Genomic DNA, 14,585 nt, shown 5'->3' with positions numbered 1-14,585 from the left:
GCGTCCACCGGTGCGGCGATCAGGCGGGGACGACGTGGCCGACGCGGAAGAAGCCGTCGGGGTCGTACGCGCGCTTGACCTCGCGCAGCCGCCGGCGGTCCGCCGCCGTGTACGCGGCCGCCGTCCGCGACGGGTCGGCCAGGAAGTTCAGGAACGTCCCGCCGTTCGCGTACGGCCGCAGCGCCTCGGCCAGCCCGGGAACCGGCGTGTCCACGATGACCGAGAGCCTGGTCCCGCGGTGGCTCACCGGCCCCGCGTCCGGCCCAGGACGGCTCATCGCGCCGCCCCAGTGCCGGATCTCCACCGTCTGCGCCCGCTCCGCCGTCCGCACCAGCGTGTCGATCACCTGGTCGGGGACGGTGTCGAACATGTCCATGTGCCGGTTCGGAGTGCCGCCCATCGCGGTGGCCGCGTACATGGTCGTCCGTGTGTCGTCCAGCAGCGCCGGGCCCGCCGCCCGGTACAGCGGCGCCAGCAGCCGCCGTGCCTCCTCGGCCGCCCCGGCGTGCACGACCTTCAGCATCACGACGTGCCGCCCGCGCACCGGCGCCGGCACCTCCTCGCCGTCCGGCATGCGCCTGACCACGAGTGCCGTGCTGAGCTCGTCGGGAGCGCCGTCGATCCAGTCGCGGTACGCGCCGAGCGTCTCGCCCGCCGCCTCGATCGGGAAGTACGTGAAACCGGCGTACACCTGCTCGACCGGGTGGAGCCGGAACTCCAGCGAGGTGACGACGCCGAACCCGCCGCCGCCCCCGCGCAGCGCCCAGAACAGCTCGGGGTGGCTGCCCGCGCTCGCCGTCACGTGCCTGCCGTCCGCCAGGAGGACCTCGGCCCGCACCACGCTGTCGGCCGCGAACCCGTGCCTGCGCGCCAGCCAGCCGAGCCCGCCGCCGAGCGTGTAGCCGGTGACGCCGACAGAGGGCGACGACCCGGACAGCGGCGCGAGCCCGAACGGCGCGGCGGCGGCGACCACCTCGCCCCAGCGGGCGCCGGGGCCGACCCGCGCTGTCCTGCGGGCCGGGTCGACCAGCACCGAGGCCATCGGCGACGTCTTGACCAGGATGCCGCCGTCGCACGGGACGTGCGTGCCGTGGCCGGTCGCCTGCACCGCGAACGGCAGCCCGTGCCCGCGCGCCGCCAGCAGCGCCGCCCGTACGTCGGCGACGCTCTGGGCCTCGGCCACCAGCGCCGGCCTGGAGTCCACCGCGGGGTTCAGCGAGCGGCGCGACGCGTCGTAACCGGCCTCGCCCGGCAGGTGCTCCGCCCCGGAGAATCCGGGAAGCGTGATCTCGTCCTGGATGGTGTACGGCTGACTCATCCTGCGGCCCTTCTCTTCTGTGATCTGCGATCACTGTGCTGGAGGGCGCTTACGGCTTCTTTCCGTTCGTCTTACCGCCGGCCCTTAAGCAAGGGTCGTGCGGGCGTCCCCCGCGGGCATCGGACGGCCGTCGCCATGTCCGCTACACCACCGGTCGTACGGGGCGCGCGTCCCGCTACGCCCGTACGGTGCGCCCGGTTCTCAGACCGTCGCCGCGGCGCGCGCCGAGCCGGAGTTTTCGGTTAGGTAAGGCTAATCTAATATGTCGTCTGTTGGGGCGTAGATTGCCGCGAAGAGGAGCATCCATGGCCACTGTCCTGCGACGTATCCTGGCCGCCATCGGCGCCGCCGCACTGCTCGGCGTCAGCGCCTGCGGAGGGACGGCCCCGCCGTCCGCCGCCGCGCCGCCGGCGTCCGGTCAGGGGCCATGGTCATGGACCGACGACCGAGGCAAGCACGTCTCCCTCCCGGAGCGCCCCCAGCGCGTCGTCGCCCAGTCGGGCGCGGCGGCGGCGCTGTGGGACTTCGGCGTGCGGCCCGTCGCGGTGTTCGGCCCGCACCGGCTTAAGGACGGCGGCCGCGACCCCGAGGTGGGCGAGGTCGACATCTCCAAGGTCGAGTCGATCGGGAACGCGTGGGGCGAGTTCAACGTCGAGAAGTACGCCTCGCTCCAGCCCGACCTGCTGGTGGCGGGCATGTACCAGAAGAACACCCTCTGGTACGTCCCCGGGGAGTCGGTCGAGATGATCGACCAGATCGCCCCGACGGTCGGCGTGCAGCTCAGCGGCAAGCCCCTGGTGGAGATCATCGAGACGTACGGCCGGCTGGCCGCCGCGCTCGGCGCGGACCCGGACGCCGCCCCCGTGGCCGAGGCCAAGAGACGTTTCGACGCGGCCGGTGACGCCCTCAAGACGCTCGCCGCCGCCAGGCCGGACCTGAAGGTGATGATCGTCACAGGCACACCGGAGAACCTGTACGTCGCCTACCTGCCGGATCACCCCGACATCAAGTACTGGGGCGAGCTGGGCCTGAAGATCGTCTCACCGGACCGGCCCACGGAGAGCGAGGGCGGCTTCTGGGAGGTGCTGAGCTGGGAGAATGCCGACAAGTACGACGCCGACGTGATCCTGGTGGACGCCCGTGCCCAGTCGATGAAGATCGAGGAGATGGCCGGGAAGCCCACCTGGGCCAAGCTGCCCGCGGTCAAGGCCGGCCAGCTCTATCCGTGGCACGCGGCCGAACGCTACAGCTACCTCGGATACGCCAAGGTCATGGAGGAGCTCAAGGCCAACCTCGACACGTCGCGCGACGACGTCGTCAAGTGACGGGCACGATCTCGGCCCGGGCGAGCGCCCCGTGCTCGATGGTGAGCAGGCCGAGTGTGCCGTGCGGCTGGCGGCGGCGGTCGGTGGGGGACCCGGGGTTGAAGATCCGCAGGTCGCCGTCCGACTCGTCGAGCGGGATGTGCGAATGGCCGAACACGACCAGGTCCGCCCGCGGGAAGCGGCGCCGCATGCGGGCCAGGCGGCCCTGGGCCGGGCCGCTGTCGTGGATCATGCCGATCCGCAGCCCGTCCAGGGTCAGCTCCAGCGTCTTCGGCGCGTCCAGGTCGGGGCCGTCGTTGTTGCCCTTGACCACGTGTACGGGGGCGTAGGCGGCCAGTTCCTCGATCACCGAGGGGACGCAGACGTCACCCGCGTGCAGGATCAGGTCCGCGCCGCGCACGTGCTCGGCGACGCGGGGCGGGCAGGAGCGCCAGCGCCTGGGGGCGTGCGTGTCGGACAGCGCGACGACTCTCATGCCCGCCTTCATGCCCCGGTGGCGGTGGTCGTCACGTCCCGTTCGCGTACAGCTCCTCCAGCCACGCCCGCCAGCGCTCGCCCTCGCCCTCGCGCTCGCCCTCGAAGGGCAGGTGTGCGGCGATCATGGGGCCGTGGAAGCCCTGGAGGAAACGGTAGATCGCGTGGTCGGCACGGATGCCGAGGGTCTGGGAGTTGCGGAAGTACACCACTCCTTGGACCGGCCCGGGGCCGAGCCGCACGCGGTCGCCGGGGGACGGAGGGCCGCCGAGCGCGGCCTGCAGGAGCTCCCAGGCGCGCGGCCAGTCGCCGACCGGCGGCCCGAACACCGTGACCGGCGTCGCCACCCGTCCCGCGAAGTGGCCGAGATATTCGACCAGCGTCGCGAAGTACATCTCCATGCCCCTGGACATGGCCTCGAACTCGTCCTCCCAGTCGTCGCCGGGCAGGAACCCGCTGGTCACCAGGCGGACGAGCGCGCTGCCCCGGTCGCGCCCCTCGACGAGGAACTCGTAGGCGACGAAGCGCCCGTCCTCGCCCGTGGCGCTGCTGTGGGCGAAGCGTTTGCCGGGCTCGGCGGCCGTCACCGTGGACTCCGGCATCGCGAAGCCGCCGAAGGCCGTGCGGACGACCCCGCCGGCTACCTCGGTGCGGCCCATGAACCACGAATCGATGCCCGGCCCCGTAGAGATGGCCTCCCACACCTCCCCAGGGGCGGCCTCGACCAGGGCCTCCTGGGGGAACTCGAACGCGTGCCCCACGTCACCGCTCCTTCACGGAAGGATGCACGGCCACGATCAGCCGATGATCACGCCCACCTTCAGCGGACTCGTCATGATATTTGCTGACCAGCGAGGTCACGCACTGCGTCAGCTCCTCCGCGAACGCCGCCCGGTCGGCCGCCGACGCGAAACGCACCTGGCCGTCGATGGCGAACGTCGCCACCCGCTTCCGCGCCTTGGCCGCCCCGTTGATCAGAGCGCCCACATCGCGGACGAGCTGCGCCGCCAGCGCCAGCAACCACCGCGCCGAGAGCCGGTCGGGCGACCGGCCGGGGTCGGGCTGCACGGAGGCCAGCGCGGTCGGCGAGATGACGAACGACGCGGCGGTGGCCCGCATCACGCGCTCGGTGACGTTGCCCTTCCTCCGCTCCTCGACGAGCTCCACCAGGCCGTGCTTCTCCAGCGTGCGCAGATGGTAGTTGACCTTCTGCCTGGCCAGGCCCACCCTGGCGGCAAGCGACGTGGCGGAGCCGGGCTCGACCAGCTCGGCCAGCAGTTTCGAGCGCATGGGGTCGAGGGACGCCTCGGCCGCCGCGGGGTCTTCGATCACCGCCACTTCGTCCATGCATGAACGATGTCACCGACAAAAAAAGCTGTCAAGGGAGCCGGGCGGCCCGCTAGGATCGGCCCGTGCAGGAACCGGATCTCCACCCGATCGCCGCCCGGCTGGCCGGGGTGCCCGGGGTCGTGGCCGTCGTCCTGGGCGGCAGCCGCGCCCGCGGCACCCACCGTCCCGACTCCGACATCGACCTCGGCCTCTACTACCGCGGCCCGCTCGCCGTGGGCGACCTGCGGGCGCTCGCCACGGAGCTGACGGGCGAGCCCGCCGAGGTGACCGAGCCGGGCGGCTGGGGCCCGTGGGTGGACGGCGGCGGCTGGCTCACCGTGGACGGGTGGCGGGTCGACTGGATCTACCGTGACCTCGATCGCGTACACCGCGTCTGGCGAGACTGCCGGGCGGGCCGCTACGAGATCGGCTTCCAGGTCGGCCACCCGCTGGGCTTCTACTCCCACGCGTACGCGGGCGAGGTCGCCCTGTGCCGGGTCCTCGCCGCCGCCGGCGGCGAGCTCACCGCCCTGCGCGAGGAGGTCACCGCCGGCTACCCGCCGGCGCTGCGCGAGGCCCTGGTCGGAGGGCTGGGGGAGTGCGACTTCGCGGTGTCGGCCGCCCGGTACGGCGCGGCGGGCCGAGACCCGGCGTACACGGCGGCGGCCCTGTTCCGCGCGCTCGGCGTCGCCTGCCACGCGCTGCACGCCAACGACGGCGCCTGGCTCATCAACGAGAAGGCCATGATCGCCTCGGCGGACCGGCTGCCGTCCGCGCCCGGCGGATTCGGAGAGCGAGCCCAGGCGCTGCTCGCGGCGGTGGGGCACACGGCGGAGGAGATCGAGCGCACCATCGACGCGGCGGCACGGCTGGTCGCAGACGTACGCGCCGCCTGCGGCGCGTGACGGGACGGCAGAGGAAGAGGGTCTGACCAGGTCGGAGGGAGCCGGGCGGAGAGCCCATTCACCTGTTGGTGCAACGCAAGCCGTAGATGGGCGTCGCGCCTGGTCTGGGCGTGTTGTCTCCCCTTTTGACTCCTCCCTTGCTTCGATCCCCAAAGGGCGCGAGTCCCGCAACTGTCGAGTTGTTCCCCTGTACGGATCGAGGCGGTGGCGCCACGTGCCGCCGTGCTGTGCCGGCACGCTCACGCAGTGATCGCTCTGATGAGAGCGGCGCTGTCGGTGAGGTCTGAGAACACGATGTTCGCGCCGGCTCCCCTGAGGTCGGAGGTGCTGCTCTTGCCTGAGGCGATGCCGATCACGTGCGCCCCGCTGTTCCTGCCCGCGCTCACATCGTGAGGAGTATCCCCGATCAGCACGGTTGTGTACGGTGTGTAGACCAGCCCGCTCTTGAGGTGCACACGTTCGCGGGCGGTGGGTGTGGACGGTATGCCCGTCCGCCGCGTCACAGACAGCGGCACGGCGGATCGCTGAGCGTTATCGCATCTTGAACGGACTTGCAAGATCGCGTTCATAGCCCGCGTTGCTCGCGACCTCTCATGACTGGAAACGGGAAAGGCCATGCTCAGGCGAGTCGTCGGTGCCGAAGTAGAGATCGCACAGTTGGAGCACAGCCCTCTGCTGACGCGCTCCTATGCCAGTTGGCTCCTGGGCCGGTCTGGCGTGGTGGTGGCGGAGATCCGGGATCGGTCGGTGGCCGTTGTGCAATTGGCCGAAGATGGTTTTGAGTTTCCCGCTGGGGCGCGGCGGCGGTCGCTGGCCTGGGCGGATCTGAACGTTCGGCGGGTGCCGACCGAGTCCCCGTCACCGTTGCGGCCTTACAGGGCGGGGACTTCGGGGAGCGGAAGCAGCCTGGTTCAGCATGCCGTGGAAGCTGACGATGATGTGGCGTTGTGTGCTGAGCTGGTACGGCCGGTGATCGTGGGGGACTGGCATGTGCCGTTCGTGGCGACGCTGGCGTGCGCTTGCTCGGAATGCAGGCGGTTGGCGGCGACCGCTGAACCGTCCGGGTCGCTGGAAGTTGAATCACCGTGAGAAACGTGGCCGGTCATGCCCCTGTCCATCACCGGCCGCGCCTGCCCCGCCCTTGTCGCTCGAAGAGCCCGATCCGACTCCCTTGCCGCCGCTTCACGGCCATGATCCGGTGGACGGAGGCTGGGTGACGCGCTGGGTGACGGAGGCGGCCGCGTGTGGCAACCGGCCATCGCTCCACATTGCGGAACCATCCTTTCCGCGAGGCCCTTTACGGTCGGTCGTGTCGACTGAGGAGAACATGGTGATCGAACTGACGTGGCCGCAGGTGAGCGCCAGGAGGTTGGAACGCTCGGGGCTCGGCGGGAGCGTGGAGGCGGCGGTTCCGGCAGCGACCCCGGGGGCGATCGCGGCGGCGACACCGGCGGCGATCGCTGGGGCCATGTGCGGGGTGCACGCCCAGGTCATGTCGGCCGCCGAGGCGTCCATCGGGCTCAGGCTCGACGGTGTCACCCGCGCCCACGTTCGCGAGGCCTTGTGGACCGGGCGCAGCCTGGTCAAGACGTACGGCCCGCGCGGCACCGTCCATCTGCTGCCCGCCCGCGACCTGCCGAGATGGGTGGGCGCGATGTCGTCGCTGCCGCCCGCGCACGACGCCACGCCGGCGAGCTGGAGGATGACCGCCGAGCAGACCGAGCTGGTGGTGGCGGCCGTCCGCGAGGCACTGGCCGGGGCCGAGCTGACCATCGACGAGCTGAGCGAGGCGGTGGTCGCCGCCACCGGGCCGTGGGCGGGTGACCTGGTGATGCCCGCGTTCCAGGGCTGGTGGCCGCGCTGGCGGCAGGCGCTGGCGCTGGCCGCGCACCGGGGCGCGTTCGTCTTCGGCGCGGGGAGGGGACGCAAGGTCACCTACACCGTCGCTCCCGTCACCCAATCCGATCACGGCACTCCGGCCCACCGCGACGGCGCCGCCGATCACCCCACTCCGGCCGCCCGCGACGGCGACCCCCGGCACGCCGGGCCGGCGGGCGCTGACGGCGCGGCGGGCGCCGCCTGGCTGGCCGGGCGCTACCTGGCGGCGTACGGGCCCGCCACCCCCGAGCAGTTCGCGCGCTGGGCATGCGGGCCCACGCGGTGGGCGGTGGAGGCGTTCGCGGCCGTGGAGCGCGAAGAGGTCATGTTCGCGGGCAAGCCCGCCTGGGTGCTCGCGGGGGACACGGAGACGCCCGCGGAGCCGCCCCGCGGCGTGCGGCTGCTGCCGTACTTCGACGCCTACGTGGTGGCCGGGCGGCCGCGCGAGCTGCTGTACGCGGGCGCGGCGGCCAGCCGGGCGCTCAGCGGCGGGCAGGCGGGGAACTTCCCCGTGCTGCTCGTGGACGGGGTCGTGGGCGGGGTCTGGCACCAGCGGCGTTCGGGGCGGAGAATCGACATCACGGTGGAGCCGCTGCGCGACCTGTCGCGGGCGCACCTGCGCGAGCTGGACGAGCAGGTGGAGCGGGTGGGCGTGGTGATGGAGGGCCGGCCGAGCCTGGCCATCGACACGGTCACGGTGGGCGCGCACGCGTGACGGCGGCGTCTCCCTGACCCGTCCGCAGGGAGTACTGCGGCACCAGAGCGTCCTCGGCTCGGCCGGAAATGCTTACCCCGCGGCCCCGCTACCTGAGCCGGGCGGCGCGGCTGAGCCTCGGCACGCTCGCGATCAGCCGGCGTGTGTACGGATGCGCGGGCGAGCCGAGCACCCGCTCGGTCGGTCCGCTCTCCACCACCCGCCCGCCTTCGATGACCGCCGCCTCCGGGCACAGCGCGGCCACCACGCTCAGGTCGTGCGAGACGACCACGAGCGTCAGCCCCCTGCTCCTGCCCAGCTCGGCCAGCAGCTCCACCACCCGCACCCGGGTCGACACGTCGAGCGCGCTGACCGGTTCGTCGGCGAGCAGCACGCGGGGCCCGCACACGACGGCCCTGGCGATCGCGATGCGCTGACGCTGCCCGCCCGAGAACTCGTGCGGGTAGCGGCGCGCCGCGTCGGCGGGCAGTCCCACCGACTCCAGCGCCTCGGCGGCACGCTCGGCCGCCTCGGCCCGCCTGGCCGCCCGCGATCCCGCCGCCAGCAGGCCCAGCGAGCGCAGCGGCTCGGCAACGATCCGGCCCACCCGCCGGCGCGGATCCAGCGAGGAGTACGGGTCCTGGAACACCGGCTGGACGGCGCGCCGGAACGCGCGGTCGCGCGGCGCCGGCTCGGCGCCGTCGAAGAGGACCTGCCCGGTGCTCGGCCTGGCCAGGCCGAGCAGCAGCCGCAGCAGCGTCGTCTTGCCTGCGCCGGACTCGCCGACCAGCGCCACGTTGCGTCCCGCCGTCACGGAGACGGAGACGTCCTCCAGGGCCGGTCGCCCGCCCCGGTAGGCGAAGCCGACCCTGCGGGCCTCCAGCACGGGCACGTCCCCGCCGCCTTCCCTGCCCGCGGTCATGGGGCCAGCCGATCCAGCTCGCCCTCCAGCGCCCACGCGCTGTCGACCAGCGAGCGCGTGTAAGGATGCCGTGGTTCCCGTACGACGTCCCGCGTTCTTCCCGACTCCACCGCCGAGCCCTCCTTGAGCACCACGACCCGATCGGCCACGTCGGCGACCACGGCCAGGTCGTGGCTGATGAACAGCAGCGCCATGCCCCGGCCCGCCACCAGCCCGTCCAGCAGCGCCAGCACCTCGGCCTGCACGGTCACGTCCAGCGCCGTGGTCGGCTCGTCGGCGATCAGCAGCTCGGGCTCGCAGGCGAGCGCCATCGCGATGGCCGCCCGCTGGCGTTGACCGCCGGAGATTTCGTGCGGGTACGCCTCCGCCACCCGCTCGGGCAGGCGTACCTCCGACAGCGCCTCCATGACGGCGGCGCGCAGGGCGCCGCCGCGCAGGCCGCGCCGCCGCCTGATCGGCCCGGCGATCTGCCGGCCCACCCGCATCAGCGGGTCCAGCGCGGTCAGCGGCTCCTGGAAGACCATGCTCGCCGCCCGGCCGCGCATCTGGTCCAGCGTCCTGCCGGACGCGCCGACGACCTGCGTCCCGCCGAGCACCACGCTGCCACCGGCCGTCATGCCCGCGGGCAGCAGTCCCATGACGGCGAGCGCGGTCAGCGACTTGCCCGACCCGGACTCGCCGACCAGGCCGAGCCGCGCGCCGGGTTCGACGCCGAACGACAGGCCGCGGACCAGCTCATGGCCTCCCGGGTGGCGTACCGACAGGTCGTCCGCCTTCAGCAGGCTCATCGGCTGCTCCTCCGCGTCGGGTCGGCCAGGTCGCGCAGGCCGTCGGCGACCAGGTTCACGCCCACCACGAGCACGACGAGCAGCACCCCGGGGGCGATGGCGCCGATCGGCGCGGTCAGCACCGTGGCCTGCGCCTCCTGCAGCAGCCGGCCCCATGAGGCGTTCGGCGGTGGCGGGCCGAGCCCGAGGTAGGACAGCGACGCCTCGGCCAGCACGGCCAGGCCGAGCTGGAGAGCCAGATTGACCAGCAGCGTCGGCCAGATGTTGGGCAGCACGTGCTCGGTCACCAGGCGCGGCCACGAGGTGCCCGACGTGCGCGAGGCCGTGATGAAGTCCTGGGCGAGCACCCGTTTGACCAGCACCCGGGTCAGCCGCGCCACGACACCCGACATGGCCAGGCCGATCGCCACGATCGCCGAGCCGAGCGACGCCTCGCGCACCGCCACCACCAGCATGGCCAGCAGCAGCGTCGGGAACGCGATGAGGATGTCGAGCGCGGCCGACAGCGCGTCGTCCAGCCAGCGGGTGGCGAAGCCCGCGAGCAGCCCGGCCGCGACGCCCAGCACCCCGCCCACCAGCACGGAGCCCGCGCCCACCGTCAGCGCGATGCGGGCGCCCACCATGAGGTGGGTCAGCAGGTCGCGGCCCAGCTTGTCGGTGCCGAGCAGGTGCTCGCCGCCCGGTGGCGCGAGCCGCCCGCCCGTCGTGTCCGACGGATCGTAGGGCAGCCACACCAGCGACACGACGGCCATGGCGAGCACGAGCCCGACCAGCACGCAGCCGGCGGCGAACGTGTGCCTGCCCTTCACGGACGCCCTCCGCCGACGTGCGCGCGCAGCCGCGGATCGACCAGCCGCTGGACGACGTCGGCCGCGAAACCGATCAGCAGCACCGCGAGGGTGCTGACCACCAGCACACCCTGGATGACCGGGTAGTCGTGCTCGGCGATGCCCTTGATCAGCAGGGTGCCGAGGCCGGGCAGGGTGAACACGCTTTCCACGACCACCGCCCCGAGGAACGTGGTCGCCAGCTCGATGCCCAGGATGGAGATGACGGGCACCGACGCGTTGCGCAGCCCGTGCCGCCACATCGCGCCGCCGAACGACTCGCCCATCGCCCTGGCGGTGCGCAGGAAGTCGCTGCCCAGCACGTCCACGGTCGCCGACCGGACGTAGCGGATCAGCGAGGCCGACATGACCAGCGCGATCGTGACGACCGGCAACAACAGCGACGTCAGCGCGCGCCCCGGCTCGGCCCAGTCCTCCCGCGGGAAACCGCCTGCGGGCAACATCCGCAACCGCAGCGCGAACACGGTCACCAGTAGCATGCCGATCCAGAAGACCGGCACCGCGACGCCGAGCTGCGCGACCCCGTTCAGCAGTGGCCCGTACCAGCGGTCCGACCGCCACGCGGCCAGGAACCCCACCGGCAGCGCGACCATCACGGCCAGCGCGAACGCGAGCAGCGTCAGCGGTACGGTGACGGACAGCCGCGCGGCGATCTCGGAGCCGACGGGCAGCTTGCTGACGAACGACGTGCCGAGGTCGAGCCTGGCCAGACCACCCAGCCACGAGGCGAACTGCTCGGGCAGTGGCAGGTCGGAGCCGATCTGCCGGCGCGCCGCGGCGAGCTGCTCCGGCGTCGCGCCGACCGACACCAGCGCGTTGGACGGGTCGCCGGGCAGCAGCCGCAGCAGCACGAACAGCAGCGACGCCGCCAGCAGCAGCGAGGCCAGCAGGAACGCAGTGCGGCGCAGCAGGTAGCGCCCCATCAGCTCTTCTTGATCCCGTACGCGTAGAACTGCGAGTTCAGGCCGTTGACCGGGTATCCGGACACGTTCGAGGCGGCCACCACGATCTGCGGGTAGAGGTAGAGCCAGTCGCCGGCCGCGTCCTCGGCGATCCGCCGGTTGGCCTTCTTGAGCAGCTCGGTCTGCTCCTCAGGGGTCTTGGCGCGCTCGGCATCCTTGATCCACTCGCTCACCTGCTTGTCGTCGTAGCCCCAGTAGAAGCCGGGGTCGCCGTACCAGACCACGTCGCGGTCGTTGACGTGCTCCTGCAGGGTGGCGGCGAAGTCGTGGTTCTTGTACACCTTCGAGTACCACTCGTCGGCGGTGATGACGTTGATGTCGACCGTGATGCCGACCTTGGCCAGCTCGCTCTTGATGAACGCGGCGGCCGTCGGGTGGGGGTCGTAGTTGGGCGTGTCGAGGGTGAAGCGGAAACCCTTGGCGTAGCCGGCCTCCGCCAGCTGCCGCTTGGCCAGCTCCACGTCGTACGGGTTGACCTTGGTGAGGTCCTCGTACCACGGGTCGGTGGGCGGCACCATCGAGCCGATCAGGCTGCCGTGCCCCGCCCAGATCGACTCCAGCAGCTTGGCGTCGTCGATGGCCGACGAGACCGCCTTGCGCACGAGCGGCTTGTCGAAGGGCGCCTTCCTGTCGTTGAAGGCGAGCAGCAGCTTGGTGGTGGAGTGGCCCTCGCTGACCTTGTAGTCGGGGTTGCCGGTGAACTGCGCGAGCGCGTCGGGGCTCTGCTGGCTGGTCACGATGTCCACGGCGTTGGTCAGCAGCGCGTTGTTGAGCGCCGTGGCGTCGGTGAAGTAGTGGAACACCACGCCGTTGTTCGCGGGCGGCGTGCCCCAGTAGCCGGGGAAACGGTCGAGGCTGAGCGTGGAGCCGCGCTTCCAGGCCCCCAGTTCGTACGGCCCGGTGCCGTCCTCGGCGGTCGCCAGGTCCTCGGCGTCGGCGTTGACGATCCACACGTAGGTGAGGTTGTACACCAGCGACACCGACCTGTGAGCCAGCTTGACCACCACGGTGCCGTCGTCGGGGGTCTCCACGGACTCGATCGCCTCAAGGCTGCTCTTGCGTGCCGACTGGGAGTCCTCGGCGGTGACCCGCTCGATGCTGTGCTTCACGTCGGCCGGCGTCAGCGCCTTGCCGGAGTGGAATTTCACGCCCTCGCGCAGCTCGAAGGTGTACGTCAGGCCGTCGTCCGCGACCTCGTACCCCTTGGCCAGGAGGTTGTCCACCTTGCCCGCGTCGGTCAGCCGGAACAGCCCTTCATAGACGTTGCCGTTGAACGCCTCGGTCACGCCCTGCCCGCCGCCCGCGGTGTTGTCGAGGTTCTGGGGTTCGTACAGGGATCCGATCTCGATCACGGCCGAGGCGTCGGGCGTGGCCGTGCCGCCTCCCGCCGGGCCCTCCTGGCCGGAGCCGCACGCGGCCAGAGCGAGCACCAGTGCGGCCACGACGCCGGCGAGCTTGCTGTTCACCATCACTCCCGAGCAATATGCACTAAATGGGTAGGTTTAGTGGGATCATACCGGCGCTCCTGAGCCGCCGCTCAGCGGCGTCTGGTAGGCCGGTGGCAAGCACGCGCCGACGTCCGGCCCAGAATCACCCTAGTCAATGCCAAATCCGGATCGATGGGCGGTATGACGGTTTCTGATCGGGCAGGCGTGGGCTTCCCGAAGCGCTTTCAGCCGTTCGACGGGAGGCGGATCTGGGATGGCTCCAACGGCAACAGGCATCGCCGATCACAACCGGGCGGACGCCGCCCCGCCCACGCCGGGACGCAGACCGGTCGCGGCGGCGGCCGCACTCTGGGGATCCGTGCTGGCGCCCTTCGCGGCGCTGGGGGCCGCCGTGCCGATGGCCTGGGGGAGGGGGCTGTGCTGGGTGGACCTGGCGATCGCGGCCGGGGCCTACGCGATCACCGGGCTCGGCGTCACTTCGTCGGCGGCTTGTACGGCTCGCCGCAGAAGTAGCGGTTGAGCGCGTCGACACCCGCCAGCAACATCGGCGCGACCTTCGGATCGTTGCGCTGCACGTTGACCGAGAGCGTCATCCGGCGCTTCCCCGTCGCGTCGGCGAAGCTGAATGTCTGGTAGCCCGGGATGGACCCGGTCGCCCCCCACATTTCGCCGCAGGTGAACCCTGCCGACTCCAGCCCGAGCCCGTACCGCGGGAAGACCGGCGCCTGCGGCGTCCCGACCCCGGTGCGCATCTGGGCGAGAAGGTCGCGCGTGACCAGTCGGCCACCGAACAACGCCTTGTAGAAGCGGTTCACATCGCGGGCGTCCGACACCACACCGTAAGCCGCCCAGGCGAACGACGGGTTCAGCCGGGTGATCGGCTTGAGCGAGCCCGGCACGTCAGGGTCGGCGCCCCTGGGCAGGTAATAGCCGGTGGCATGCGGGCCGCGGATGTTCTGCCGGGTCAGCGGCAGGTACGTGCGCGTCATCCCCGCCGGGCGGAAGATCCGCCGCTTGAGCTCGGCGCCCAACGTGTGGCCCGTGACCTTCTCCACCAGCAGGCCGAGCAGGATGTAACCGGTGTTGGAGTAGGAAAAGCGGCCCCGCTCCGGTCGCGGCAGCCGCTCGGCCTCGGCGACGAGCTGCCGCGGGGTGTAGGTCTTGCCGAAGCGGGCGGGATCGGCGAACTCCGGCGCCTGCGCGTAGTCGGCCAGGCCGCCCGTGTGGTTGAGCAGTTGCCGTACGGTGATCCGGTCGCCGCCCTCGACCAGGCCGGGCAGCCGGGCGGCGATCTTCTCCTCCAGGCTCACCCTGCCCTCCCGCACCAGCTGCAGGACCACCGCGGCCACCATGCTCTTGGTGAGGCTGGCGATCCGGAAGCGCGCCTCGCGCGGCATCGGCGCGCGGGTCTCCAGGTCCGCGACCCCGCTGGTGGCGATCCAGGTGCCGTGGTCGTCGTCGATCCTGGCCAGGACGCCGGGAGCGCCGGCGGCCACCATCGCGTCGAGCGCCTGGCGCACGCCGGCAGGCTCCCTCGCCTGCGCGTTCGCCGGCAGCGGGGACAACAGCCCCGCGGCGATGAGCACAGTGGACGCCACGGTGGATGTCACGGTGGATGTCACGGTGGATGTCACGGTGGCCGCCACGCGGCGGCCGGTCAGGAGGGGCATGAACGGGTTCCTTCGATGGACGGC

The 14,585-nt window shown here is 72.0% G+C and carries 15 protein-coding genes; 4 read left to right on the top strand and 11 right to left on the bottom strand.

The window, feature by feature from the left end:
* Nucleotides 1-19: 19 nt before the first annotated feature.
* The gene (locus tag E1294_RS05920) at nucleotides 20-1,318 is read right to left on the bottom strand and encodes an FAD-binding oxidoreductase (protein WP_132505358.1); all 1,299 of its coding nucleotides are present in this window, start codon (nucleotides 1,316-1,318) and stop codon (nucleotides 20-22) included.
* Between the two features lie 305 nt (nucleotides 1,319-1,623).
* On the opposite strand from E1294_RS05920, the gene E1294_RS05915 reads away from it, so the two are divergent.
* Nucleotides 1,624-2,643 carry an ABC transporter substrate-binding protein gene (locus E1294_RS05915; RefSeq protein ID WP_132505355.1) on the top strand — a complete coding sequence of 340 codons (1,020 nt, stop codon included), beginning with the start codon at nucleotides 1,624-1,626 and terminating at the stop codon, nucleotides 2,641-2,643.
* Here E1294_RS05915 and E1294_RS05910 read toward each other — a convergent pair.
* The 3 genes from E1294_RS05910 to E1294_RS05900 are packed head-to-tail and all read right to left on the bottom strand — an operon-like array spanning nucleotide 2,636 to nucleotide 4,464.
* Nucleotides 2,636-3,118 carry a metallophosphoesterase family protein gene (locus E1294_RS05910; RefSeq protein ID WP_132505352.1) on the bottom strand — a complete coding sequence of 161 codons (483 nt, stop codon included), beginning with the start codon at nucleotides 3,116-3,118 and terminating at the stop codon, nucleotides 2,636-2,638. The genes E1294_RS05915 and E1294_RS05910 overlap by 8 nt on opposite strands.
* A 31-nt stretch (nucleotides 3,119-3,149) precedes the next feature.
* Complete coding sequence (locus E1294_RS05905; RefSeq protein ID WP_132505349.1) at nucleotides 3,150-3,878, bottom strand: SRPBCC family protein; 729 nt, start codon at nucleotides 3,876-3,878, stop codon at nucleotides 3,150-3,152.
* A gap of 1 nt (nucleotide 3,879) precedes the next feature.
* On the bottom strand, nucleotides 3,880-4,464 hold the full coding sequence (locus tag E1294_RS05900) for an ArsR/SmtB family transcription factor (protein WP_181958460.1): 585 nt from the start codon (nucleotides 4,462-4,464) through the stop codon (nucleotides 3,880-3,882).
* Between the two features lie 65 nt (nucleotides 4,465-4,529).
* Between E1294_RS05900 and E1294_RS05895 the strand changes: the two genes are divergently transcribed.
* The gene (locus E1294_RS05895; protein ID WP_220447588.1) at nucleotides 4,530-5,351 is read left to right on the top strand and encodes a nucleotidyltransferase domain-containing protein; all 822 of its coding nucleotides are present in this window, start codon (nucleotides 4,530-4,532) and stop codon (nucleotides 5,349-5,351) included.
* A 239-nt stretch (nucleotides 5,352-5,590) separates the two neighbouring features.
* Here the strand turns inward: E1294_RS05895 and E1294_RS05890 are convergent, their stop codons facing one another.
* Entirely contained in the window at nucleotides 5,591-5,866 is a 276-nt protein-coding gene (locus E1294_RS05890) for an HAD family hydrolase (RefSeq protein WP_165977115.1), read from the bottom strand.
* A gap of 100 nt (nucleotides 5,867-5,966) precedes the next feature.
* Between E1294_RS05890 and E1294_RS05885 the strand changes: the two genes are divergently transcribed.
* Together E1294_RS05885 and E1294_RS05880 are read left to right on the top strand one after the other, a co-directional pair.
* Nucleotides 5,967-6,440 (top strand): hypothetical protein, encoded by a 474-nt coding sequence (locus E1294_RS05885; protein ID WP_132505343.1) that lies wholly within the window; start codon nucleotides 5,967-5,969, stop codon nucleotides 6,438-6,440.
* 238 nt (nucleotides 6,441-6,678) lie between these two features.
* Nucleotides 6,679-7,944 (top strand): winged helix DNA-binding domain-containing protein, encoded by a 1,266-nt coding sequence (locus E1294_RS05880; RefSeq protein WP_132505340.1) that lies wholly within the window; start codon nucleotides 6,679-6,681, stop codon nucleotides 7,942-7,944.
* A gap of 88 nt (nucleotides 7,945-8,032) precedes the next feature.
* On the opposite strand, the gene E1294_RS05875 is transcribed toward E1294_RS05880, so the two are convergent.
* The 6 genes from E1294_RS05875 to E1294_RS05850 all read right to left on the bottom strand — a co-directional run bounded on the left by E1294_RS05875 (nucleotide 8,033) and on the right by E1294_RS05850 (nucleotide 14,561).
* A complete protein-coding gene (locus tag E1294_RS05875; RefSeq protein ID WP_132505337.1) occupies nucleotides 8,033-8,845 on the bottom strand; it encodes an ABC transporter ATP-binding protein in 813 nt (270 codons plus the stop codon).
* A complete protein-coding gene (locus E1294_RS05870; protein ID WP_132505334.1) occupies nucleotides 8,842-9,633 on the bottom strand; it encodes an ABC transporter ATP-binding protein in 792 nt (263 codons plus the stop codon). The genes E1294_RS05875 and E1294_RS05870 overlap by 4 nt, the downstream gene beginning before the upstream one ends.
* Entirely contained in the window at nucleotides 9,630-10,442 is an 813-nt protein-coding gene (locus tag E1294_RS05865) for an ABC transporter permease (protein ID WP_220447587.1), read from the bottom strand. Before E1294_RS05865 ends, E1294_RS05870 begins: the two co-directional genes overlap by 4 nt.
* Nucleotides 10,439-11,404, bottom strand: a complete 966-nt coding sequence (locus tag E1294_RS05860) for an ABC transporter permease (protein ID WP_132505331.1) — start codon at nucleotides 11,402-11,404, stop codon at nucleotides 10,439-10,441. Before E1294_RS05860 ends, E1294_RS05865 begins: the two co-directional genes overlap by 4 nt.
* Entirely contained in the window at nucleotides 11,404-12,912 is a 1,509-nt protein-coding gene (locus E1294_RS05855) for an ABC transporter substrate-binding protein (protein WP_132505328.1), read from the bottom strand. The genes E1294_RS05860 and E1294_RS05855 overlap by 1 nt, the downstream gene beginning before the upstream one ends.
* A 452-nt stretch (nucleotides 12,913-13,364) precedes the next feature.
* Nucleotides 13,365-14,561: a serine hydrolase domain-containing protein gene (locus E1294_RS05850; RefSeq protein ID WP_132505325.1), complete on the bottom strand. Its 1,197-nt coding sequence runs from the start codon at nucleotides 14,559-14,561 to the stop codon at nucleotides 13,365-13,367.
* Between the last annotated feature and the right edge of the window lie 24 nt (nucleotides 14,562-14,585).

This window comes from Nonomuraea diastatica (genome assembly GCF_004349015.1).
Taxonomy (GTDB): Bacteria; Actinomycetota; Actinomycetes; order Streptosporangiales; family Streptosporangiaceae; genus Nonomuraea; species Nonomuraea diastatica.
Note: the sequence above shows the minus strand (reverse complement) of the source record. Positions and strands in the feature narration are given on the sequence as shown.

What these genes read in the sequence shown, in the direction of transcription:
- E1294_RS05850 (WP_132505325.1), bottom strand. Translation starts at nt 14,561, where the DNA reads ATGCCCCTCCTGACCGGCCGCCGCGTGGCGGCCACCGTGACATCCACC.
- E1294_RS05870 (WP_132505334.1), bottom strand. Translation starts at nt 9,633, where the DNA reads ATGAGCCTGCTGAAGGCGGACGACCTGTCGGTACGCCACCCGGGAGGC.
- E1294_RS05860 (WP_132505331.1), bottom strand. Translation starts at nt 11,404, where the DNA reads ATGGGGCGCTACCTGCTGCGCCGCACTGCGTTCCTGCTGGCCTCGCTG.
- E1294_RS05920 (WP_132505358.1), bottom strand. Translation starts at nt 1,318, where the DNA reads ATGAGTCAGCCGTACACCATCCAGGACGAGATCACGCTTCCCGGATTC.
- E1294_RS05875 (WP_132505337.1), bottom strand. Translation starts at nt 8,845, where the DNA reads ATGACCGCGGGCAGGGAAGGCGGCGGGGACGTGCCCGTGCTGGAGGCC.
- E1294_RS05915 (WP_132505355.1), top strand. Translation starts at nt 1,624, where the DNA reads ATGGCCACTGTCCTGCGACGTATCCTGGCCGCCATCGGCGCCGCCGCA.
- E1294_RS05855 (WP_132505328.1), bottom strand. Translation starts at nt 12,912, where the DNA reads ATGGTGAACAGCAAGCTCGCCGGCGTCGTGGCCGCACTGGTGCTCGCT.
- E1294_RS05885 (WP_132505343.1), top strand. Translation starts at nt 5,967, where the DNA reads ATGCTCAGGCGAGTCGTCGGTGCCGAAGTAGAGATCGCACAGTTGGAG.
- E1294_RS05880 (WP_132505340.1), top strand. Translation starts at nt 6,679, where the DNA reads ATGGTGATCGAACTGACGTGGCCGCAGGTGAGCGCCAGGAGGTTGGAA.
- E1294_RS05910 (WP_132505352.1), bottom strand. Translation starts at nt 3,118, where the DNA reads ATGAGAGTCGTCGCGCTGTCCGACACGCACGCCCCCAGGCGCTGGCGC.
- E1294_RS05900 (WP_181958460.1), bottom strand. Translation starts at nt 4,464, where the DNA reads ATGGACGAAGTGGCGGTGATCGAAGACCCCGCGGCGGCCGAGGCGTCC.